Source organism: Klebsiella ornithinolytica, from assembly GCF_030505655.1.
Lineage (GTDB): Bacteria > Pseudomonadota > Gammaproteobacteria > Enterobacterales > Enterobacteriaceae > Klebsiella > Klebsiella ornithinolytica.
Genome location: NZ_CP130153.1, coordinates 2,006,217 through 2,029,333, shown reverse-complemented (window position 1 = coordinate 2,029,333; position 23,117 = coordinate 2,006,217). Strand labels below are relative to the sequence as shown.

The following is a 23,117-nucleotide window of genomic DNA, read 5'->3' as shown; positions in this document are numbered from 1 at the left end:
AAAACAGGAATAATAAAAATGAGAGTCAGGAAACGTTATCTTTGCACATTGATAAGTTTGAGCTTAAGTCAGGTCGCGTGGGGGGATCGGCCGGAAGAATCGATGACCGTATGGTCCAGTTCCGTACCCGCTGCGACAACGAATATCCTCGGGACAGACACCATCCAGAGTCTGGATAAGCAGGATGTGGCGCACGCGTTGTCCGTCATGCCCGGTGTTGTTTTACAAAAATCAGGTGGGCGGAATGAACTCCAGGTCAAAGTTCGCGGGTTTGACGGTCGCCAGGTCCCGGTATTTTTCGACGGCGTGCCAATCTATGTCCCCTACGACGGTAATCTCGACCTCGGGCGTTTTCTCACATCGGACATCGGGTCAGTGGAAGTGTCGAAGGGTTACTCCTCGCTGCTGCAGGGGCCAAACCAGATGGGCGGCGCCATCAATATTACCACGCCGCGCCCGAGCAAACCGCTGGAGGCCAGTATCGGTTATCGCCAGGGCTGGAGCCGTAGCGAGGATAGCGCCTATGATACGCATGCTTCTCTCGGGGCAAGCAACGAACTGGGCTATATCCAGCTCAGCGGTAGCCGCCTGAAACGGGATTTCCTTGCTCTACCTCACGGGACAACAAATCCTCTCGCCGGTGAAGATGGCAAGATGACCAACTCGGCGAGCGATGATAAGCGCGGGATCTTCAAACTCGGTTTTACCCCTCGGGGAAACGATGAATATGCTTTTACCTGGATCAAGCAGGATGGCGAAAAGCAGAATCCACCTTATGCCGGGAACAGCTCGCAAAAATCACGCTACTGGCAGTGGCCAGAGTACGATAAAGAAAGCTATTACTATCAAGGGACAACTCACCTCGGCGACCGCTTCACGCTGAAAAGTCGCCTGTATCGCGATACCTTCAAAAACACCCTGATGATGTATAACTCGCTGGCCGATCTGCACAGCAAAAACGGCAACTATAGCCACTATAGCGACTACAGCACTGGCGCAGGTTTACAGCTTTCAGCAGACGTACGTCATCGCGACCAGCTCTCTTTCGGCGTGAACTGGAAAGATGATGTCCACAGAGAAAAAAGCAGCACCGACGGCCCTTACGATCGCTATCAAGATCGGACCTGGTCTCTCGCCAGTGAATATCAATGGGAAGCCGCAGATAATCTCGATATCGTCGCCGGTATGAGTTATGACTGGCGCAACAGTCTCGAAGGAATGAAACACGAGAAGAACGGCAGCGTGACCCGCTACGACGAAAACAGGCAGAACGCATTCAACTGGGAAACGATGGCCCGCTATCATTTCGCCAACGAAGATACGCTGGCCCTGTCCTGGTCCGACCGTACCCGTTTCCCGACGCTCAAAGAGCGCTACACGACCTCAAAACCCGCGAAAGACCAGATTGCCCTTGTGAATCCTTACCTGAAACCAGAGCGGGCCCGCAGCATCGACCTGACCTGGAATGGCCATATCACCGACAGTTGGGCCTATGAGATAAGCACGTACTATAACCGCGTCAGTGACGCCATTTTGTCGATTAATATCGATGCTGATACGGTCCAGAACCAGAACAGCGGCCGGGTCGACTATACCGGTCTGGATCTTGGGATCAAAGGGGCGCCGTTTGAAATGCTCGATGTCGGTCTGAGCTATGGCCTGATTCATGCCGATAGCAAAAGGCAAGAGGCGGGCAAAGTCACCGACCTGCCAAACCAGACGCTCAGCGCCTGGTTGACACTAAAACCGATTGCGCCGCTGCAGCTCACCCTCTCTGAAGAAGCGCGCTCCTCTAGCTACAGCAACAGCAATGGTTCGCAAAAAGCGCCAGGGTTTGCCATCACCCACCTGCGCGCCGATTACGCAATAGGCCACGGCTTTAGCGTCAATGCATCGGTCAATAACCTCTTCGATACGCGCTATTACTACAGCGAAGGTTTTATCGAAGAAGGTCGTAATTTCTGGGCCGGCGTGGAATACAAATTCTGATTCATTTCTCCACTCGGTGGAAAAATGAAGGAGATCCTTATGATCGTAGATTTTAAAGTGATACTGCATACAATCCTCGGCAATCAACGTCGGACGGACGGGTCAGTACACAAAGTGCCGTTAAGCGGCAGCGTGTATTTCAATACGCATGGACTGGAAGCCGAGAACGGCATCCGGGAACATTTTCAGGATCCCGATTGCGCGCTCATGCATTATGCCCGGGAACATTACGATTTCTGGCGTGAGCGATATCCCGCGCAGGCCGGGCAGCGCCTCTGCGCCGGCCTGTTTGGGGAAAACTTGTCCACTTATGGCATGACGGAAGCGAACGTATGTCCGGGCGATGTCTTTCGTCTTGGCGCTGTCGAAGTACAGGTCTCCTGGGGGCGCGTTGCCTGTCAAACGATGGCGACCCGTTTGCAGGATCCTGATGCTCCAGAACTGATGCATCAACAGTCGCGCAACGGCTGGTTTTATCGGGTGATAGCGCCTGGCGAAGCCCGCTGCGGCGATACATTCCGACTGCTCGACCGCCCTGCCGTAGACTGGCCACTCAGCCGGGTGCAGGCGATTATCTTCAGTGATGGAGGGACGGAAGAGGAGCTGCAGGCTCTTTCTGCGATGCCGTTCCTTGCCACCCCCTGGAGAGCCATTGCCATGATGCGCTTAGACAGTCGCCGCTGATCCCCTCCCCCCTCAACCACTGGCTACCAAATCAGGTAGCCAGTGCAGGTTTCCATCGCCGCTTAATCCGCTGTTTATCACCGTCCTGTCAAATAAACATTATGTTTTTCATGGGTTTTCATTTTCATATTTACCAATCCCGCCTTGATAATCAAAAACAGAACGATAATAATTCGCATTACTTTTTTACGAGAGATGACACTTTCGTTTTTTATGCGTGGTGGCGTACAGGAGTACCAGGCTACGTCAACTCAGGATTATGTCATGACCGCTCGCGTCATTTTCAAACGCCCGGCGCTGCTGTACGCGCTGGCCACCGTCTTCCCGTTTGCCAGCCTGGCGGAAGAGACGGTTATCGTCACCGCACAACCCATCGACTCAGCCATCTCGCCAACGCAGGGCTATAGTGCCAAAACCTCCGCTGGCGCGACGAAAACCGATCAGCCGTTGATTACCACCGCGCAATCGGTCTCCGTCATCACCCGTCAACAGATGAATGATCAGGGAGCCAATACCATCAGCCAGGCGCTGGAATACACCCCGGGGGTTTACTCCAGCTTCGGCGGCGGCGCGACCCGCTTTGATACGGTATCGCTACGCGGCTACCACGGCGGTGATGTTGATAACCTGTTTCTCGACGGCATGCGCTTGATGAGCGACGGCGGCAGCCACAACGTCCTGCAAATCGATCCCTGGTTTGTTGAACGGGTTGACGTCATCCGGGGCCCCTCTTCGGCGCTGTACGGTCAGAGCGTGCCGGGCGGGGTGGTGAATCTGACCTCGAAACGCCCGCAGTTTACCTCGGAAGGCCATTTCCGCCTCAGCGGCGGGACGCAGAACACCAAAGGGGCCGCCTTCGATTATACCGATGCCCTCAACGATCAATGGGCTTACCGGATTATCGGCATGACGCGCACCAGCGATACCCAGTACGATAATACCCGCGAAGAGCGCTACGCCATTTCACCTTCCCTGCTCTGGCAGCCGGATACCGACACCTCGCTGCTGCTGCGCGCCTACCTGCAAAAAGATCCGTCGGGCGGCTATCACGGCTCGCTGCCGCTGGACGGCACCCGCTATGCTCACAACGGACGTAAGCTCTCCACCAGCACCAACGAAGGCGATCCGTCAGACGGGTATCAGCGCCGCGAGCAGATCTACAGCTACGAGTTCACTCATCAGTTCGATGACGTCTGGTCCGCCTACTCCGCCGGAAGCTATACCCACACCAACGTATCGCTGGATCAGGTGTATCAGGTCGGCTGGATTAATGACAGCGATAGTCTGGCGCGCGGTTACAGCGGCTCGCGCGGCTCGCTGGATGCCTGGTCAACCGACAACCGCCTGCGCGCCGATTTCACCACCGGCGAACTGGCCCATACGCTGATCCTCGGCGGGGAATATCACCGTTTCCGCAACGATCTGTGGACCGGCGCCGGCAGCGCGTCGCCTCTCGATCCGTTCAGCGGCTATACCGCGCAGACCGGGCATACCGTGACCTACAGCGATAACAACAACCGCCGCTACTACCAGACCGGGCTCTATCTGCAGGACGAAATGGTCTGGGCGCGCTGGCATCTGGATGTCTCCGGCCGTTACGATCGCATTGTTTCGCAACAGGTCAGCGATACCTTCGGCACCTCCAGCCGCCGCTCCGATGACCATATCAGCGGCCGGGCATCGCTGCTGTATGCGCTGGAAAACGGCCTCTCGCCGTATCTGAGCTACAGCCAGGCGATTACCCCAGCGATGCTGCCGGGCGCCGATGGCACCCTGCTGAAACCGACCACGGCAGAGCAGCTGGAGGCGGGCCTGAAGTTCCAGCCGCCGGGCTCCGCCGATATGTACAGCATCGCTATCTACGATTTAACGCAAAAAGATGTGGCGACGCGCGATCCAAACATCGCCACCGCGACCTTTATTCCCGCAGGAAAAGTTCACTCTCAGGGCGTGGAGCTGGAGATGCACAACCAGATTACGCCTGAGCTGAGCACCCTCGCCTCCTACACCTGGAACCGCCTGCGCTTCCAGGACACTAAAGATGGGACTAACGACAACACGCCGCAGCTGACGCCGGATCAGATGGCCTCTTTCTGGGCGCGCTATCAGTTCCCGGCAGGGATCAGCGCCGGGGCCGGCGTACGCTATATCGGGAAACAGTGGGCGGATGATGCGAATACCGAGCGCCTGCCGTCGGTCACCTTACTGGATGCGATGGTGCGCGCCGATCTCGGCGTCTGGTCGCCGTCGTTGAAAGGAGCTTTTGTGCAGGTTAATGCCAATAACCTCAGCGACCGGGAGTATCTCTCCGGCTGCTACGGAACCGGCAACTGCTACTGGGGAGCCGAACGCAGCGTGACCGCCACCGTCGGCTACGACTTCTAAGGATTGTCTGAAAAACGTTCCGCTCGCGCCGGGCTCTGCGAATGACACCCGATGTGTCACCGTGAAGCGCAGCGCGAGCGGAAGCGGCTACATGGCGTCCAGCGCCTGCTGCAGCTTCCAGATATAGCGCGGAGCCTGCGGAGCCGGATGTTTTTTCACCACGTGCTCAAAGAACTCATCGGCATCCATATCGTTAATCTCGTCAATCGCATCCTGACGATTCGAGGAGAAGGTGCGCAGGAGCGCCCCGGCGCCGTTGGCGTAGGAGACCACCACCGCATAGCGCATCACCTGCGGATCTTTAATCCCGGCAAGCGGGCCATTCTCAAGGATACTCAGATAGGCCGCGCCCATCGAAATATTACGTTCGGGGTTTTTCAGCTCGCTGACCGACGGCTCGCCGCGCCAGCCCATGCGCCGGTAGACATCGCGCCCGGATGTGGAAGGCTTCAGCTGCATCAGGCCTACTGCACCGGATTTGCTGATAACCGTCGGGTTGCCGCCGGATTCAATGGCGATAATCGCCGTCACCAGCTGCGGATCAACGCCCCACGCCGCGCCGGCTTTTTCACTGATCGGCATCCACTGCATCGCCCGCTTAACCGGAACTTCAGCGTTCCACGGCGGGTTACGATAATCCTGTTTTGAGCTACAACCGGCCAACAATACAACGATAAAAACAAACCATCTCAATTTCACACATCTATCCTTATTGGCTGAAGTTTGCCGCCTGGAGATGACAATAATCGCTCCAGGCGGCATGATAACCCTTTCATTCTTAGCAAGGAATTGTCATGTCTCAGTTTTATCTGGTCGCCCCTTCAGGTTACTGCCTCAACCAGGAGGCAGCGTACCGCGGCGTTCAACGTCTGCAGGAAGCCGGGCATCAGGTCCTGCACCAGGAGGTCATCCCTCGCCGCCAGCAGCGGTTTGCCGGAACTGAGCATCAGCGCCTGAACGACATCAACCAGCTGGCTACCCTCGAAGGCGCTAATCGTATCGTGCTGGCGGTACGCGGCGGCTACGGCGCCAGCCGCCTGCTGGCGCACATCGACTGGCAGGCCCTCGTTGCACGCCAGCGGCAGAACCCGCTAATCATTTGCGGACACAGCGATTTTACAGCGATTCAGATGGGCCTGCTGGCAAAGGGTAGCATAATCACCTTCAGCGGTCCGATGCTGGCCGGTAACTTTGGCGCCGAAGCGATGGATCCGTTTACTGAACGCCACTTCTGGCAAGCGCTGCGCAGCCCGGAATTTACCCTCGAGTGGCAGGGCGAAGGCCCGGATTGTCGGGCCCAGGGAACCCTGTGGGGCGGCAATCTGGCGATGATAACCTCGCTGATTGGCACGCCGTGGCTACCGCAAATCGCCAACGGTATTCTGGTGCTGGAAGATATTAATGAACATCCGTTCCGCGTCGAACGAATGCTGTTGCAGCTGCTCAATAGTGGTATCCTCGCGAATCAGCGCGCCATTGTCCTCGGCAGCTTTACCGGTGCCCGGCCTAACGATTACGACGCGGGCTATGATTTACCGCAGGTCTGTGACTATCTTCGCACCCAGCTCGATGTTCCGCTCATCAGCGGCCTGGACTTCGGCCACGAGCAGCAGACCGTGACTCTGCCCCTCGGCGCGGAGGCGCTGCTGGTGAACAACGCGGCCACCACCACCTTAACGCTCAGCGGACATCCGGTACTGACAGAATAAAAACTTCTGTTACACATTTTCGGATACTCTGCAGGTTGTTAAAATGATGTCACTTTCATAAAACCTTCACGCCAGTAAGGAGTACGTCAACTTTGGACGCCGGTGCGGTCATTAGTCTGTTTATTCTGGGTTCTGTATTAGTAACCTGTAGCATTTTATTGAGTTCCTTTTCCTCACGCCTTGGCATCCCGATTCTGGTTATTTTCCTTGCCATCGGTATGCTGGCCGGCGTCGATGGTATCGGCGGCATCCCTTTTGACAACTACCCTTTCGCCTACATGGTGAGTAACCTGGCGCTGGCGGTGATCCTGCTGGACGGCGGCATGCGCACCCAGGCGAGCTCATTTCGCGTCGCGCTCTGGCCCGCCCTCTCGCTGGCGACCGTGGGCGTGCTGATCACCTCCTGTCTGACCGGGATGATGGCCGCGTGGCTGTTCCATCTCGATCTGATCGAGGGGATGTTGATCGGCGCGATTGTCGGCTCCACCGACGCCGCGGCGGTCTTCTCGTTGCTCGGCGGCAAAGGACTGAACGAACGCGTGGGCTCCACCCTGGAGATTGAATCCGGTAGCAATGATCCGATGGCGGTGTTCCTGACCATTACCCTTATCGAGATGATTCAGCAGCATGAAACCGGCCTGAGCTGGATGTTTGCCGTGCATATCGTGCAGCAGTTCGGCCTCGGTATTGCGATTGGTCTCGGCGGCGGTTATCTGCTGTTGCAGATGATTAACCGCATCGTGCTCCCAACGGGACTCTATCCGCTGCTGGCGCTGAGCGGCGGAATTATGATTTTTGCCGTCACCACGTCGCTGGACGGCAGCGGTATTCTGGCGGTATATCTGTGCGGCTTCCTGCTCGGCAACCGGCCGATTCGCAACCGCCACGGGATCCTGCAGAACTTTGACGGACTGGCATGGCTGGCGCAAATCGCCATGTTCCTCGTGCTCGGTCTGCTGCTCACGCCGTCGGATCTGTGGCCTATCGCCATCCCGGCGCTGCTGCTGTCGATGTGGATGATTTTCGTCGCCCGCCCGCTGTCGGTCTTTGCCGGCCTGCTGCCGTTTCGCGGCTTTAACCTGCGCGAGCGGGTGTTTATCAGCTGGGTTGGCCTGCGCGGCGCGGTGCCAATTATTCTCGCCGTCTTCCCGATGATGGCCGGTCTTGATAACGCCCGCCTGTTCTTTAACGTCGCCTTCTTCGTGGTGCTGGTCTCGCTGCTGCTGCAGGGAACCTCCCTCTCCTGGGCGGCGAAAAAAGCCAAAGTGGTGGTTCCGCCGGTGGGCTGGCCTATTTCCCGCGTCGGGCTGGATATTCACCCGGAAAACCCCTGGGAGCAGTTTGTGTACCAGCTGAGCGCCGATAAATGGTGCGTCGGCGCGGCGCTGCGCGATCTGCATATGCCGCCGGAAACCCGCATTGCCGCCCTGTTCCGCGACAATGTTCTGCTGCACCCGACCGGCAGCACCCGCCTGCTCGAAGGCGATATTCTCTGCGTGATCGGCCGCGAGCACGATCTGCCGGCGCTGGGTAAAATGTTCAGCCAGTCGCCGCCGGTGGCGCTCGACCAGCGCTTCTTCGGCGACTTTATTCTCGACGCCAGCGCAAAATTCGCCGATGTGGCGCAAATTTACGGTCTTGACGGCGGGGAAGAGTTTCGCGAACGCCAGCAGTCGCTGGGGGACGTGATTCAGGACCTGCTCGGGGCCGCGCCGGTCGTCGGTGACCAGGTGGAGTTCGCCGGGATGCTGTGGACGGTGGCGGAGAAAGAGGAAGACCACGTGCTGAGGGTCGGGGTACGCGTGGCGGAAGACGAGGCGGAATGAACCGCCTCATCATCCTGGTTAAGATATTAATCTTGCATGCTTTTGCTCATTACAGAGCCGTATAAAGCCCCCCGGTATCATCTCCGCAAACGCGCGACCGTGGCCTTCAAGGCCACGGTCGCTGCGGGAAAGACCCCTCCCCGATGCCCGCCTACCTTTTACCTGAACGTTTTCACAGCAGGCATCCTCATGTCGACGTACATCAGGCGGTACGCCATTTCCGGGTTAACGGTTTTTCGATTTCCACAATCAGGAACATCACAAATCCGATGACAAAAGTGATTACCCAATAGCGGAACGGCAGCGCGGTGGTACCAAACAGCATTTGCATAAACGGCGCGTAGATAATCAGCAGCTGCAACGCCAGCAGGACGGCGCTGACGATCCAGATGCCTCTGTTTGCCAGCAGCCCTTTACTCAGAGAAAATCCGTCGGCGACGCGACAGTTGAGCATATAGAACCACTGAGCGGTCACCAGCGTTTGCAGCAGGACGGTACGAATAAACTCTGGCGAATAGCCGCGTGGCTGGAGCCAGGCTTCCAGCACAAAGGCGCTCACGGCGATCATCGAACCAACAAAAATCACCCGCCAGATAGCGAAACCGTCCATAACATGCAGCTTAGGATCGCGCGGCGGGCGCTTCATAATGTTCTTTTCGCCGGCCTCAAACGCCAGGCCAAACGACAGCGTGGCCGAGGTCGCCATGTTCATCCACAGGATCAGCACCGGGGTCAGCGGAATTAAATTCCCCGCCAGCAGGGCAATAATAATCAACAGCCCCTGCGCCAGGTTAGTCGGCATAATAAAGAGGATGGTTTTCTTAAGGTTATCGTACACCCGCCGCCCTTCCCTGACCGCGCTGGCGATGGTGGCGAAGTTGTCATCAGTCAGCACCATATCGGCCGCTTCCTTGGTCACTTCGGTCCCCTTGATGCCCATGGCGATGCCAACGTCGGCCTGCTTCAGCGCCGGGGCATCGTTCACCCCGTCGCCGGTCATCCCCACCACCTCTTTTTTACTCTGCAGCGCCTGCACCAGACGGAATTTATCTTCCGGACTGGTACGGGCGAAAATATCAAATTTCTGCGCGGCTTCGCTGAGCTGCAGGTCGTCCATCACCTCCAGTTCACGCCCGGTGATGGCATTGCCGGCATTGCCAATGCCCAGCATTTTGCCGATACTCATCGCGGTTTGCGGGTGATCGCCGGTGATCATTTTCACGCGAATGCCCGCCTGCAGGCAGTCGCCAATCGCCGTAATCGCTTCCGGACGCGGCGGATCCATCATTCCGGCAATACCGAGGAGGATAACCCCCTGCTGCAGATCCTGATGGGTCAGCTCGCTTTGCCCGCTGGCCGCCGGTTTCCACGCCGCCGCGACCATGCGCAACCCTTCCCGCGCGTACTCTTCAATTTTTGCTTCCCAGTAAGGCTGATTCAGCGGCTGCAGGCCGTCCTCGGTCTGCTGCTGCTGGCAAAGCCGGAACAGCACATCCGGGGCACCGGTGATTAAGATCATCTCTTCATTACCGATCCGATAGAGCGTCGACATATATTTATATTGCGAATCAAAAGGGATCTTGCTGCGCAATTCGGTTGCCACCACCGGCAGCGCGACTTTCGCCGCCAGCACTTTCAGCGCCCCTTCCGTTGGACCGCCGGTAATTTTCCATAACCCGCTTTCATCCTTAATAAGCTGGCTGTCATTACATAAATCAATGGTCCTCAAATAGCGCTCAAGCAGCGTACCGGGCGCCACCACAACCGGCCCGGCCCCATCTACCGGGTGAATATTCCCGATCGGTTCATAGCTATCGCCTTCTACCCGATAGACGGTATCCGCCGTAATGACGGCTTTTACCGTCATCTCGTTCATGGTCAGCGTCCCGGTTTTATCCGAGCAGATCACCGTCATCGCCCCGAGGGTCTCAACCGTCGGCAGCTTGCGGATAATCGCCTTCTGCCGCGCCATGGTCTGCACGCCCAAAGAGAGAATGATCGAGATGATCGCCGGCAAACCTTCCGGCACCGAGGCCACCGCAAGACTTATCAGCGAGAGCATCAGCTCTGAAACCGGCATATCGCGGAACAGCAGGCTGAAGACGAACAGCGCGGCCATCATCACCAGAATGATAATAAAGATGGCTTTGCCGAGCTTATCCATCTGTACCAGCAGCGGCGTACGGTGCTTTTCAATATCCGCCATCATCTGGTTGATATGGCCCAGTTCGGTATCTCCGCCAGTCGCCACCACCAGGCCTTTACCGCCGCCGGAACTGACCGTGGTCCCCGAAAACAGCAGGTTCGTGCGATCGCCGAGAGGAAGATCGCCGCTCAGCGCCTCGGTGTTTTTTTCCACGACCGTCGACTCGCCGGTAAGAATCGCCTCTTCCACCCGCAGATTGTGGGCTTCAATAACCCGCAGGTCGGCAGGGATTCGGTCGCCCGCACGGATCACCACAATATCACCCGGCACCAGCGCGGTGGTCGGCACCGTTTCATGGTTCCCCTGGCGGATCACCACCGCTTCGCTGGAAAGCATATTGCGAATGCTCTGCAGCGATTTTTCCGCGTTACTTTCCTGGATATGGCCAATCAGGGCATTAATCACCGCGACGCCCAGAATCACCAGGGTATCGACCCAGTGCCCCATCACCGCAGTCAGCACCGCGGCCGCCAGCAGGACGTAAATCAGGACATCGTTGAAATGGGCCAGGAAACGGAGCCATGCGGGCTTGCCCGGCTTTTGGGGGAGCGCATTCTCACCGTACTGCTGGAGCCGCGAGGCGGCTTCTGCGCTGCTAATACCTTCGGAGGAGCTGTTGGTGCTGGTCAGGGTTTCATCGACGGAGAGCTTGTAGAACGGGCCAGCCGGTTTGTCTGTACTCATGGTTATCTCCTCACTCCTGTAACGGAAATCAGAACAGCATCAGGCCGCCCCTAACGCACAACGAAAACCGGAACGTGAGCATAACGAACGATGCTTGCCGCCTCGGAACCCAGCAAATGGGTCTGAATATTGGGGTTACGCGAGCCAATAATCACCACATCTGCCTGCAGTTCGTCGGCCAGTTTGATCACTTCATCACGAATATTGCCGCTGCGGACATGAATATGGATGTCGCTTTCCGGCAGACTGGACTTTTTGGCCAGCTCAGCAAGTTTTTCCTCTGAGTTTTTAACCAGATAGTCTTCCATTTTTCGCGCATCAGAAATAAATCCGCGCGTCAGCTGTGGGGAAAACAGCGGGTTTACGTGCACTAAATGAATTTGCCCGGAAGCGCTTTGCGCGAGAAACTGAGCATGGGATAACGCTTTGTCGGCGAGGCCGATTTCAAAGACATCAACCGGGACCAGGATATTTTTATACATACAGACAATCCTTTTATTACCAATAGAATAGTTGGCGATTAACGCCTGACGTGTCGTATTGAGGAAAGAATCTCAGAAACAAAAGCTGGCACAGAAGTCGCTATAATTAAACGTAGCACAGGACGGTTAACATTATTCAACCACCAATTATTATATTGAAAAATATCACAGAGCCCGCCCCCCTCAGACAAAACGGCTGGAAACCACGCTAAAACGTCGACATAAGGAAAATTTTTACTCTTTTTAACATTTCCGCCTTTCTACGACTATGCTCATAATCAGGAGCTATAGCACTTCCAAAAACCACTCCATAATTAGGCATATGAGAATTTACTTACTATATATCCAGTACTAAAGGAGGAGCGATGTTTGGCTATAGTCTGGTTCGTCTGAGCCTGTTTATCGCCCTGGCAATCATTGCCTGTACGGCGACAGGTTTATTCACTTATGTCGTTGTCTCCGCGTTGGCTGAATAATCATGGCGCTTGTAACAAACATGTAAAATAAATCTATTCACTCTGAGGGGAATACAGTGAAGCGTTATTTTTCTCTCATTCCTGTTGTTATTTTAATAACAACAGCTTGCGATCAGAAAGCACCTCAGGTCACGCCGCTGCCGCGGATGGTTAAAGCGGTGGAGGTGACCGCCGTCGGTGATTCACAGCAACGTATTTTTCCTGCACGCATCGAATCCGGGGATTCGACGGATCTGTCTTTTAAACGCGGTGGCCAGGTTGAATCGCTCGACGTTCGTCAGGGTGCGAACATTACGCAAGGACAGGTCCTCGCCCGCCTTAACGCCCGTGAAGCCCAACAGCGCGTCAATGAACGACAAACTGCCGCCACGCTCGCGCAGCGGCAGTTCGATCGCTTCCAGACCCTGGCCGGCCGCCAGGCTATTTCGAAAGCCGAAATGGACATCCAGCGCGCCAGCCGCGACTCGGCAAATGCGGCGTTGAAAATTGCCCGCGAAGAACTCGACCAGATGACGCTCAACGCGCCGTTCAGCGGGGTAGCGGCCAGCGTGCCGGTTCGCAATCACCAGGTGGTCGCCGCCGGCCAGACCATTGTGACCCTGACGCGTACCGATCTCCTCGATGTGGTCTTCAGTATTCCGGAAAACCTGTTTAGCGCCTTTGATATTCGCAACGCGCAGTACCGCCCGATAGTGAAAATCAACGCCCTGCCAGACCGCCAGTTCACCGCCCAGTACAAAGAGCATTCCGGCAGCAGCGACAATAGCACGCTCACCTGGCAGGTGATTTTGACCATGCCGCGCCCGGCTGATTTCCCTGCGGTGGGCGGCGTCAGCGGCACCGTGACGGTGAATCTGGCAAATCTGCCCGCTAACGCCGGTCGTGAAGCGCTGGTGGTGCCGGTTGAGGCGGTGTTCAATCCCGATAATCATCCGCGCAACGAGCCGCACGTGTGGGTGATTAAAGGCGATGGCGAGCAGCTGCATCTTGAGGATCGCAAAGTGAGCGTCGGGCAGGTGACAACCCAGGGGGTGGTTATTACCGACGGTCTCAGCGCCGGCGAGCGCGTTGTGGCGGCTGGCGTCAGCGAACTGCATGCCCAACAGCCGGTTCGAATCTGGACGCGTGAACGAGGCCTGTAATGGATATCTCTCGCCAGTTTATTAATAATCCCGTGCGCGTCTGGCTCACTATTCTGCTGCTGGGCATTGGCGGTATTTTCGCCCTGCTCAATATCGGCCGTCTGGAAGATCCGGCCTTTACCATTAAAACGGCGGTGGTCATTACCCACTACCCTGGCGCATCGGCGCAACAGGTCGAGGAAGAGGTCACCCTGCCGCTGGAAAACGCCCTGCAACAGCTGCCCTACCTGGATAACGTCAGCTCTATTTCGTCCAACGGGCTGTCGCAGATTACGGTGAATATCGCCTCGAATTACCACTCCAACGAGCTGCCGCAAATCTGGGACGAGCTGCGGCGCCGGGTGGGTGATGCGGCCCGCCTCTTTCCGCCGGGCGTGGTTTCCCCCTTCGTGAACGATGATTTCGGCGACGTGTTTGGCTTCTTCTTTGCCATTTCCGGCGACAGTTTTACCAATCCTGAGCTGGTCCGCTATGCCGAGCAGCTGCGCCGGGAGCTGGTGCTGGTGCCCGGCGTCGGCAAGGTAGCCATCGGCGGAGCGATCCCGCAGCAAATTAACATTGATATCTCGCTGCCTAAAATGGCGGCCCGCGGCATCACGCTTAACCAGCTTTCCGCTCTTCTCAGCCGCCTGAACGTCGTTTCCAGCGCCGGAGAGATAACATCCGGCAGCGAGTCCATTCGCCTGCATCCGACCGGGGAGTTTGAGAATATCGACGAACTGGGCGACCTGCCGATCAACCCGCACGGTACGGGAGCGGCGACCCGGCTGCGGGATATTGCCACCATCTCGCGCGGGCTGAGCGAATCCCCGTCCAGCATCTACCACGCCAACGGCCGCCAGGCGGTGACGATGGGCGTCTCGTTCATTCCCGGCGTCAACGTCATCGATGTTGGCCATGCGCTGGAGGCAAAGCTGGAACAAATGTCGGCGGAAAAACCCGCCGGGATTCACCTCGATCTGTTCTACGATCAGGCGGCTGAAGTTGGCCACTCGGTTAACGGCTTTATCACTAATTTTTTAATGGCGCTGGCCATTGTTGTCGGCGTGCTGCTGATCTTTATGGGCGTGCGCAGCGGCATTATTATCGCGTTCTCGCTGGCCCTCAACGTGCTGGGCACGCTGCTGATTATGTATCTGTGGGGTATTGAGCTACAGCGGATCTCGCTGGGGGCGCTCATTATCGCCCTTAGCATGCTGGTCGATAATGCCATCGTGATTGTCGAAGGGGTGCTGATTGCCCGTCAGCAGGGGTCAACGCTGCTGACCGCCATCAACTACGTTATCCGCCGTTCCGCCCTGCCCCTGCTGGGGGCAACGGTGATTGCGATCCTCGCCTTCGCGCCCATCGGCCTGTCGCAGGACTCGACGGGGGAGTATTGTAAATCGCTGTTCCAGGTGCTGTTAATCTCCCTGATGCTCAGCTGGTTCTCGGCGCTCACCATTACCCCGGTGCTGATCAAATGGTGGCTGTTTAAAGGCGCCGCCTCCCCGCCGCCGGCCGCTGAGGCCGATCCTTACCGCGGACGCTTTTACCGCAGCTATCAGCGGATCCTCAACGCTCTGTTGCGGCAAAAAACCGTCACCCTCGTGGTGATGGCCGCGCTACTGGCCGGTGCAGTCTGGGGATTTGGCTCGGTGCGGCAGAACTTTTTCCCGTCATCCAATACGCCGATCTTCTTTGTTGATCTGTGGCTGCCCTACGGCACCGACATTGCCTCCACGGAAAAAATGGCCAGCGATATCGAAACCGCGATTAACGGCCAGCCCGGCGTCGTCACCACCGTGGCGACCGTCGGTCAGGGCAGCATGCGCTTTATCCTCACCTATAGCGGCCAGCGCCAGTACAGCAACTATGCGCAGATCATGGTGCGCATGGACGACCAGCGTAGTATTGACGCCCTCACTCGCCACGTGGATGCCTATATTGCGCGCCACTATCCGCAGGTGAATGCCAGCAGCAAGCGGGTGATGTTTGGTCCATCCGGCGACAGCGCCATCGAGGTGCGAATTAAAGGCCCCGATCCCGACAGATTACGGCTGATAGCCAGCCAGGTAAGCACTATCCTCACGGCGGATCCGGCCGTCGGTAGCGTGCGCAACGACTGGCAAAACCGTAGTAAAACGATCCGCCCGCAGTATTCCCCGACCCTGGGGCGCGAGCTGGGGGTGGATAAGCAAGATATCGACAGTGCGCTGCAGATGAATTTCAACGGTAGCCGCGCCGGGTTGTACCGCGAAGGCGCCGATCTGCTGCCGGTGGTGGTGCGCCCGCCGGCCGCCGAACGTCAGGATGCCAACCATCTGAAAAACGTGCTGGTGTGGAGCCAAAGCCGTCAGCAGTACATTCCGCTGAGCAACGTGGTCAGCGGGTTTAACCTCGAATGGGAAGACCCGTTAATTCTGCGCCGCGACCGCAGTCGCGTGCTCACGGTGATGACCGACCCCGACCCGCTGAGCAATCAAACCCCGGGCGATATTCTGGCGCGGGTCCAGCCGCAGATTAACGCGCTCAGCCTGCCGCACGGCTACAGCATTGAGTGGGGAGGCGACGCGGAGAACTCCAGCGAAGCGCAGCAGGGGCTGTTCACCACCCTGCCATTGGGCTATCTGGTGATGTTCGTCATCACCGTCCTGATGTTTAGCTCGCTGAAAAATGCGGTCGCCATCTGGCTGACCGTGCCGCTGGCGCTGATTGGCGTGACCCCGGGCTTTTTAATTACCGGCATCCCCTTCGGCTTTATGGCGCTTATCGGTTTACTCAGCCTGAGCGGCATGCTTATCCGTAACGGCATCGTGCTGGTCGAAGAGATTGAACAACAAAAACAGGAAAAACCGCAGCACGAGGCGATTATCTATGCGGCAACCTCGCGCTTACGCCCTATACTGCTCACGGCCTTCACCACCGTGCTCGGGCTGGCGCCGCTGCTGCTGGACGTCTTCTTCCAGAGTATGGCGGTGGTTATCATGTTCGGGCTGGGTTTTGCGACCATTCTGACGCTACTGGTTCTTCCGGTTATTTACGCCTGTTTCCACCCTAAGGATATGCAGCAACCACAATGAACACCACCGGGTTAAATATTATTAAAACGCTGGGATGCATGACGGCGGTAACGTTCTTTACCATCTATAACACCTGGGATCGGTATGATTACGATTACCACTGGATCCTCGGCTTTCTGACGTTTATCTCGACCATCGCCACGCCGCTGTTTTTTGTGGTGGCCGGCTATCTCGATGCCCAGTCCCGGCATAGCACGAGCTGGCAGATGGGGAAAATTAAAAGCGTGGTGATCGTCTTTCTTTTCTGGATGACGATTTACTATCTCTGGGAACCTTACCAGCGCGGCTATCTTATCCAGCCGTGGTTTGTCTTCGCCTTTATTGTGATCTATACCTTCCACCCGCTGATCGAGTGGCTAAGCCAGCGCAGAAGGATCTTCTTTGGCGTGGTGTTTGTATTGCTGCTTTTCTCCTATGGTTACGACCTGCTGGCAGCCCTCTATCCCAACGTGCATGCGCTGACGCTGGCGCCGCAGTATCGCCTGTGGACCTGGCTGTTGTTCTATCTAACCGGTCAGCTGTTTAGCGACCCGCTGGTGGTGCGCTGGCTTAATCGCGATAAGGTGGTCAAAGCCGCGATGTTTGCGATACCCTTTATTTATCTTTTCACCTGGTTTTACGAGCGCCATTTCTTTTTCGCTCTGTTCAAGGCCGACAGAAATGCATTCATTCTCACCGGTTCGCAAATTTATATTCTGGTGGTCGCGCTGGTTATTGCGGCCAACGGCGTCCGTTTCCGAAAAAACAGCGAGTTTAAAGAGAGTATTCTGGCGGCAATCAGCAAAACGATGACCGGGGTTTATATCCTCCATTACTCCATTTTTCATCTCCTGAGCACCCTTATCCCAATCGGTTCGCTGAGCACAAAATTAATGCTGATTGCCCTGACGTTTATCGTCTCGGTATTGATTTCAATGCTGGCGTTATCCAACTCCGTCGCTAAAAAAGTGATCACCCTTTAAATCACCGGCGCCCGGCCTGACGCCGGGTTTAAAAACCATAGCGCAGCCAGGCAAACAGGACGTTACCGTTATTGTAGGTGCCAGGAATATAGGTGAACTGTACGCTAAGTCGCCGATAGCTCGCGGAAAACAAGGGAAGAATAATCGGTAAGGGCACGTAATTGGCGAAATCATCGCGGGCGGTGATCCCGGCGGTCACGCCAAGGCCAAGGCGGAAATCCTGGCGGCTATCCAGATACCAGCCCTTCTCCCAGCCGTAGCCAACGATCGGCTGCCACTTGTTATGCGAATCCTTAAACATCATGGCGTACAGCGAGCTCCAGTCGCCGTCATCGTGATAGCGAGAGAGACCGAAGCCGCCGCCCCAGGGCATCTCGTTGTAGTTATCCGTTTTCTCTTTATCGTAGGTTAAACGGTTGTGCCAGCTAAGAAACGGCAGATACAGGTCATAATTTTGCGGCTGATTCCAGGTTTGCGAAACATCGTTTTTGAGCCAGTTCCACCAGCCGCTGATGCGCTGTTCGCCGTAAACATGGTCTTCAGCCTGTACCGCAGTGGCGAAAATCACCAGGGTTGCCCACACTATCAGCCGACAATGTTGCATAGATTTTTCCTTAAAAAATCACCGGTAACGATTTCGTCCGGGAAGAATAAACACCCTTTGCAAATATCACCGCCGCCATTTTTGCGGCTAACAGGCGTCCCTTATGACAGGTATATCGTTGCCGGCCGGGAAATAACAGAATGTCCTCTGCATTATAATCCCGATTCGGGGGAAGGCGGGAAAGCGCCGCGAATATGTTGCTGAATACGGTCCATCATAAACGGGAAGAACGGGTTGGAGGTGACGCGCATCAGCGTATCCAGCCCTACGCTGAGGGTTGAAGTCTCTCCGCGTAGCGAAATGGTGCCGATACTAATACCGTAACGGTTCTTCTCCGTCGGCTCGCGACCGTACAGGGAGTCGTTCATCGGGAATGGCACCGCGACGTGCGAGAGCGAATACATATCCTGCGGCCATGCAATGTTCAGCCGCGTCACCTGCTCCTCTTGCGCGCCTGCTGGCGTGGTACGTGCGACGGTCTCGTAGGTGGTAGGCGAAGCATTAGTAATCACCGTTGTGCGATAGCGGCGCGGCGCTGGCGGCAATAGCGTGCTGAGCGCAGAGTAGACCGCAGGCCGAAACAGCGCGCGTAAATTCGCCGCCTGGTTGATATCAAAAATCACCAGCTCACTGCCGTTGTCCGGCAAATAGCGATACAGCGAATCCACCACGGCCCGGGTGCTGACCGTGGAGTCCATCACCGACTGAAAAGTCAGCACCGGAGCAAGCGCAGCAAGCCGCTGGCTGCGGGAATCCTGGACAATTTTCTCCTGCAGCGCCTGGGTTAACAACCACGACTGTCGGGCCGCCTTCACCGGAAATGAGTTGTATTTATAAGGATTAAACTCGGGTACCACGTTCAGCCATGCCGCCCGGGCAAAAGCAGGAAACACCGCCGGTAATCCCGTCAGTCCGGCAAAGCGGGCAAACGCGGTCACCCCAATCATCGGCGACAGCAGGACTATCTGCTGCGGCGGAGGCAAGGCCTTATCATCCAGCGCGTCGAGCGCATATTTCAGCGCCAGCGCGCCGCCGTTGGAATAGCCGATAACATGCAGCGGGACGTTCGCCCCGGCCAGTCGGGTCGCTTCGCGTACCGCCAGTCGCGTGGTCGCCATCCACTGCTGCCAGTCAACGGCGGTCAGCGAACCCGGCGCTGTACCGTGCCCCGGCAGCCTCGGTACCACGGCAACGAACCCCTCCTGCTGGTAGGCTTTTGCCAGATAGCGCACGCTGTACGGCGAGTCCGTCAAGCCATGAAGCAACACCGCGGCGCCGCGCGGCGTTCCCTCCGGCAGTAGCACAAAGGAGCGATTCCAGTCAGGCTGAAACTGTTGCGGGTAGACCTGACTTTGGGCATAAAAACGATTAAGCGGCGTTTTTTGATCGTCAGGAAGCGTATCGATCAGCTCAAGTTTCATCTCGCGAAAAATCGCCTCTTCTCGCCCCAGATAGCCAGCGAAGGTTGTGCGGTCTATCTCTGCTGCCGACATTTCATCGGCAGACCAGGTATGCCACGGATGCAGTGCAGGCCCTCGCTGCGTTTCGTAAATACGCCCGGCAATAAAAACGGTAATAACGATAAGCAGGCCAATCGCTATTTTTTTCCCCAGCGAGGCCATTTTTAAACCAGCGTTAATCAGGGGGCGGGTAAATCTCATCATTGGCATATCGCTGTCCGTGTTGTGTTCTGTACATAACGACCGTTGGCTCGCCGGGGCATTGTAGTCATGTGATGGACGTTGTTTCCAGAAGTAGTCGGTTGCTGATTTTTATTGTCTGCGCTTATGACGACCGTCGATGACCGCGCAACCTTCGGGAGGGGCGGTATTGATATTGCCAAATCTGTCGGACACGCTGGGAGGCCCCGTCCCGTCGAACACCGTATCTCCGGGTTTGCAGTGCGTCATGTTATCCGACCGCCCGGGCTATCCGTGCTTATGGCGATGCCAGCCTGCGCTAAGCAGATCGTAGCAGGCAACAACATCGAATCAAGGCGCCAGGTGGCTATCAAGCGGCACGTTGTATTGCGGGCAGGCCTGCGGCGGTCGGGCCGGGGCGTGCAGGATGAGGATGAGCAGCGGGCCCGCGCCGCCAACGCACGGCTGACGCGGGTATTTCCCCGGCTTACGACGGCGTCGGTTTTCCTGACGAGCGTAAGCGGAAAACCAGAATCCCAGTAACTTACTGAAATTCTGGCTCATAAGAGCGGCGAATGGCGCCGTTCAGGCACGTTACCCGGTCACCACCGGAACGCGGGGCGCCAGCGCGCACATCAGCTCATAGCCGACGGTGCCGCAGACGCTGGCGACATCGTCAATTTTGATCTCTTTGCCCCACAGCTCCACCGGCGCACCGATCCCGGCCTGCGGGCAAGGCGTTAAATCGACCGCCAGCATATCCATCGAAACCCGGCCCACCGTGCGGGTCCGAACACCGTCAACCAACACCGGCGTACCGTCCGGCGCCACGCGCGGATAGCCGTCGGCGTAACCGCAGGCCACAATCCCAATGCGCTGTTCGCCGGATGCCCGATACAGGCCGCCGTAGCCCACCGCCTCTCCCGCCCTCAGGTTCTGCACGGCGATGATTTCGCTGCTGAGCGTCATTACCGGCTTGAGGCCGCTATTGGCGATATCCTGCCATTGGCCGGAAGGCGATGCGCCATACAGCACAATACCCGGCCTCACCCAGTCAAAATGGGCTTCAGGATGCCACAGCGTCGCCGCCGAGTTAGCGAGCGAGCGCCGGCAGTCCAGTCCTTCCGCCGCCTGCTCGATACGGCGCATCGGCTCAATGATGCCCTGCGGATTTTCCGCATCGGCAAAATGCGACATTAGCGTCATTTCGCTGACGTTGTTCAGCGCCCGCAGCTGCTGCCAGACGGTATGAATGCGATCCGGCATAAAGCCGAGGCGATTCATCCCGCTGTTGACCTTGACGTAGATATCCAGCGGCGCGTGGAGTTTTGCCTGCTGAAGCGCCTTAATCTGCCAGTTACTGTGCACGCTGGTGGTCAGGCGATACTTATCGAAAAGCGCCAGCTCATCGGCGTGGAAGAAACCCTCCAGCATCAAAATTGGCCCTTTCCAGCCGTGCTCACGCAGCAGGATCGCCTCTTCAAGGTTGAGCATCGCGAAGCCATCAGCGCCGCTCAGCGCGCTCCAGACGCGCGACAGGCCATGACCATAGGCGTTGGCTTTCACCACCGCCCACAGGCGCGAGGCGGGGGCCGCACGCCGGACAATCTGCAAATTCTGCCGCAAGGCCGGCAAATCAATGCTGGCCAATACAGGACGGGACATGAAGACTCCTTAGTTATGAACGCCGTGCAGATGCTGAGCGCGTGCCGGAGTAAAGCCGGGGCTATAGCGCGCGACGGCCAGATCATCATACGGAATGGCCGGTGTACGGCCTGAGATCAAATCACTGAGCAACTGCCCGGAACCGCAGGCCATGGTCCAGCCCAGCGTGCCGTGCCCGGTGTTCAGCCACAAATTCTTATACGCTGTACGGCCCACCACCGGCGTACCGTCCGGGGTCATCGGGCGCAGCCCGGTCCAGAAGGTGGCCTGCTCGACGTGGCCGCCGCGCGGGAACAGATCGCGGACCACCATCTCCAGGGTTTCCCGGCGTGGCTTCAGCAGATCTTTATTAAAGCCGACGATTTCCGCCATCCCCCCCACGCGGATGCGCTGGTCAAAGCGGGTAATGGCGATTTTGTAGGTTTCATCAAGAATAGTCGAAACCGGCGCGCCGTCCTCTTCGGCAATCGGAATGGTCAGCGAATAGCCCTTCAGCGGATAGACCGGAATGTCCACCAGCCCTTTCAGCATCGCGGTCGAGTAAGAACCAAAGGCCATCACATAGGCATCGCCTTTGATGATTTCCGCGCCGCATTTCACGCCGGCAATCTGTTCGCCTTCATACAGCAGCGCGTCCACCGGCGTATTAAAGCGGAAGGTGACGCCCGCCTGCGCCGCCATCGCCGCCAGGCGCGTGGTAAACAGCTGGCAATCGCCGGTTTCATCGTTGGGCAGACGCAGACCGCCGGTCAGCTTATGGCTGACCTCGGCCAGCGCGGGCTCCACTTCCAGCAGACGCTTCGCTTCCAGAAGCTGGTACGGAACGCCGGCATCTTCCAGCACGGCGATGTCGCGGGTGGCGTTTTCATACTGTTTTTCAGTACGGAACAGCTGCAATGTGCCGCCCTGACGGCCCTCATACTGGATTCCGGTGCTTTCACGCAGCGCTTTCAGGCAGTCGCGGCTGTATTCCGCCAGACGCACCATCCGCCCTTTGTTCTCCATATAATGGCGGGTATCGCAGTTGCGCAGCATTTGCCACATCCACTTCAACTGGAACTGAGTCCCGTCAAGACCGATAGCCAGCGGCGCGTGGCGCTGGAACATCCATTTGATGGCCTTCAGCGGCACGCCTGGCGCCGCCCACGGCGCAGCATAGCCCGGGGAAATCTGCCCGGCGTTAGCGGCACTGGTCTCTTCCGCCGCCCCGGGTTGACGGTCGATAACCGTCACTTCGTGACCCGCCTGGCTTAAATACCATGCACTCGCAACCCCAACTACCCCACTTCCCAGTATGACGACTCGCATAGCGACTCCGTAATAGTTAAAGAACAATCATCTGATTACAAATTGATAACTCAGCTGAAAATATTATTCAACATACGCTTTATTTATGGTGACTTAACTCACAGCAAACCGCACCAGCACTGCCCCTATAGATTTACTATCTCCTGCTGCGCTTCATTTTTACTCAGAATAATATTCTGCATCATTGGGTAAATAAGGCCTTTAAGATTGCGAAATCGCGAAGAAAAGAAATTGTCGGGAGGCGCAGTTTGTCATCCCCTGTTCTATGCTTGATGAGAGGCTTTCCGTACAGA

Annotated in this window: 15 protein-coding genes and 1 pseudogene; 8 read left to right on the top strand and 8 right to left on the bottom strand. The window is 57.0% G+C overall.

Annotated elements, in window-relative coordinates; genetic code table 11:
- The first annotated feature begins 18 nt into the window (after positions 1–18).
- From Q1L34_RS09460 to Q1L34_RS09450, 3 genes are all read left to right on the top strand, one after another.
- A complete protein-coding gene (locus Q1L34_RS09460; protein ID WP_327204470.1) occupies positions 19–1,989 on the top strand; it encodes a TonB-dependent receptor plug domain-containing protein in 1,971 nt (656 codons plus the stop codon).
- Between the two features lie 39 nt (positions 1,990–2,028).
- Positions 2,029–2,673: an MOSC domain-containing protein gene (locus Q1L34_RS09455; RefSeq protein ID WP_327204469.1), complete on the top strand. Its 645-nt coding sequence runs from the start codon at positions 2,029–2,031 to the stop codon at positions 2,671–2,673.
- 264 nt (positions 2,674–2,937) lie between these two features.
- Positions 2,938–5,058: a TonB-dependent siderophore receptor gene (locus Q1L34_RS09450; protein ID WP_064356931.1), complete on the top strand. Its 2,121-nt coding sequence runs from the start codon at positions 2,938–2,940 to the stop codon at positions 5,056–5,058.
- Positions 5,059–5,145: 87 nt separating this feature from the next.
- On the opposite strand, the gene emtA is transcribed toward Q1L34_RS09450, so the two are convergent.
- Positions 5,146–5,757, bottom strand: coding sequence for a membrane-bound lytic murein transglycosylase EmtA (gene emtA, locus Q1L34_RS09445; RefSeq protein WP_015584038.1), 612 nt, complete (start codon positions 5,755–5,757; stop codon positions 5,146–5,148).
- Between the two features lie 95 nt (positions 5,758–5,852).
- On the opposite strand from emtA, the gene ldcA reads away from it, so the two are divergent.
- Both ldcA and Q1L34_RS09435 read left to right on the top strand, forming a co-directional pair.
- The gene (ldcA, locus tag Q1L34_RS09440; RefSeq protein ID WP_004863802.1) at positions 5,853–6,767 is read left to right on the top strand and encodes a muramoyltetrapeptide carboxypeptidase; all 915 of its coding nucleotides are present in this window, start codon (positions 5,853–5,855) and stop codon (positions 6,765–6,767) included.
- Positions 6,768–6,859: 92 nt separating this feature from the next.
- Positions 6,860–8,527 (top strand): annotated as a pseudogene (locus Q1L34_RS09435) (potassium/proton antiporter); the annotation flags it as partial.
- Positions 8,528–8,795: 268 nt separating this feature from the next.
- Here the strand turns inward: Q1L34_RS09435 and Q1L34_RS09430 are convergent.
- Positions 8,796–11,483, bottom strand: a complete 2,688-nt coding sequence (locus Q1L34_RS09430) for a cation-transporting P-type ATPase (RefSeq protein WP_327204468.1) — start codon at positions 11,481–11,483, stop codon at positions 8,796–8,798.
- A 50-nt stretch (positions 11,484–11,533) separates the two neighbouring features.
- The gene (locus tag Q1L34_RS09425; RefSeq protein WP_004863814.1) at positions 11,534–11,965 is read right to left on the bottom strand and encodes a universal stress protein; all 432 of its coding nucleotides are present in this window, start codon (positions 11,963–11,965) and stop codon (positions 11,534–11,536) included.
- A gap of 532 nt (positions 11,966–12,497) precedes the next feature.
- Between Q1L34_RS09425 and Q1L34_RS09420 the strand changes: the two genes are divergently transcribed.
- Genes Q1L34_RS09420 through Q1L34_RS09410 form a run of 3 tightly spaced genes read left to right on the top strand, consistent with a single transcriptional unit; the run spans position 12,498 to position 17,607 of the window.
- The gene (locus Q1L34_RS09420; RefSeq protein ID WP_015584034.1) at positions 12,498–13,583 is read left to right on the top strand and encodes an efflux RND transporter periplasmic adaptor subunit; all 1,086 of its coding nucleotides are present in this window, start codon (positions 12,498–12,500) and stop codon (positions 13,581–13,583) included.
- Positions 13,583–16,645, top strand: a complete 3,063-nt coding sequence (locus Q1L34_RS09415; RefSeq protein WP_088883855.1) for an efflux RND transporter permease subunit — start codon at positions 13,583–13,585, stop codon at positions 16,643–16,645. Before Q1L34_RS09420 ends, Q1L34_RS09415 begins: the two co-directional genes overlap by 1 nt.
- A gap of 38 nt (positions 16,646–16,683) precedes the next feature.
- Positions 16,684–17,607: an acyltransferase gene (locus Q1L34_RS09410; RefSeq protein WP_162098183.1), complete on the top strand. Its 924-nt coding sequence runs from the start codon at positions 16,684–16,686 to the stop codon at positions 17,605–17,607.
- 28 nt (positions 17,608–17,635) lie between these two features.
- On the opposite strand, the gene pagP is transcribed toward Q1L34_RS09410, so the two are convergent.
- From pagP to Q1L34_RS09385, 5 genes are all read right to left on the bottom strand, one after another.
- The gene (gene pagP / locus Q1L34_RS09405) at positions 17,636–18,211 is read right to left on the bottom strand and encodes a lipid IV(A) palmitoyltransferase PagP (RefSeq protein WP_004863830.1); all 576 of its coding nucleotides are present in this window, start codon (positions 18,209–18,211) and stop codon (positions 17,636–17,638) included.
- Positions 18,212–18,363: 152 nt separating this feature from the next.
- Positions 18,364–19,881 carry an alpha/beta hydrolase gene (locus tag Q1L34_RS09400; protein WP_064358992.1) on the bottom strand — a complete coding sequence of 506 codons (1,518 nt, stop codon included), beginning with the start codon at positions 19,879–19,881 and terminating at the stop codon, positions 18,364–18,366.
- Positions 19,882–20,202: 321 nt separating this feature from the next.
- The gene (locus Q1L34_RS09395) at positions 20,203–20,415 is read right to left on the bottom strand and encodes a hypothetical protein (protein ID WP_015584029.1); all 213 of its coding nucleotides are present in this window, start codon (positions 20,413–20,415) and stop codon (positions 20,203–20,205) included.
- A 30-nt stretch (positions 20,416–20,445) separates the two neighbouring features.
- Entirely contained in the window at positions 20,446–21,516 is a 1,071-nt protein-coding gene (dadX, locus tag Q1L34_RS09390) for a catabolic alanine racemase DadX (protein ID WP_004863837.1), read from the bottom strand.
- 9 nt (positions 21,517–21,525) lie between these two features.
- Entirely contained in the window at positions 21,526–22,824 is a 1,299-nt protein-coding gene (locus tag Q1L34_RS09385; RefSeq protein ID WP_004863841.1) for a D-amino acid dehydrogenase, read from the bottom strand.
- Positions 22,825–23,117: the final 293 nt, after the last annotated feature.

Coding starts and splice junctions, on each gene's coding strand:
- Q1L34_RS09460 (WP_327204470.1), top strand. CDS start 19: ATGAGAGTCAGGAAACGTTATCTTTGCACATTGATAAGTTTGAGCTTA.
- Q1L34_RS09455 (WP_327204469.1), top strand. CDS start 2,029: ATGATCGTAGATTTTAAAGTGATACTGCATACAATCCTCGGCAATCAA.
- Q1L34_RS09450 (WP_064356931.1), top strand. CDS start 2,938: ATGACCGCTCGCGTCATTTTCAAACGCCCGGCGCTGCTGTACGCGCTG.
- ldcA (WP_004863802.1), top strand. CDS start 5,853: ATGTCTCAGTTTTATCTGGTCGCCCCTTCAGGTTACTGCCTCAACCAG.
- Q1L34_RS09430 (WP_327204468.1), bottom strand. CDS start 11,483: ATGAGTACAGACAAACCGGCTGGCCCGTTCTACAAGCTCTCCGTCGAT.
- Q1L34_RS09425 (WP_004863814.1), bottom strand. CDS start 11,965: ATGTATAAAAATATCCTGGTCCCGGTTGATGTCTTTGAAATCGGCCTC.
- Q1L34_RS09415 (WP_088883855.1), top strand. CDS start 13,583: ATGGATATCTCTCGCCAGTTTATTAATAATCCCGTGCGCGTCTGGCTC.
- Q1L34_RS09410 (WP_162098183.1), top strand. CDS start 16,684: ATGACGGCGGTAACGTTCTTTACCATCTATAACACCTGGGATCGGTAT.
- pagP (WP_004863830.1), bottom strand. CDS start 18,211: ATGCAACATTGTCGGCTGATAGTGTGGGCAACCCTGGTGATTTTCGCC.
- Q1L34_RS09400 (WP_064358992.1), bottom strand. CDS start 19,881: ATGCCAATGATGAGATTTACCCGCCCCCTGATTAACGCTGGTTTAAAA.
- Q1L34_RS09395 (WP_015584029.1), bottom strand. CDS start 20,415: ATGAGCCAGAATTTCAGTAAGTTACTGGGATTCTGGTTTTCCGCTTAC.
- dadX (WP_004863837.1), bottom strand. CDS start 21,516: ATGTCCCGTCCTGTATTGGCCAGCATTGATTTGCCGGCCTTGCGGCAG.
- Q1L34_RS09385 (WP_004863841.1), bottom strand. CDS start 22,824: ATGCGAGTCGTCATACTGGGAAGTGGGGTAGTTGGGGTTGCGAGTGCA.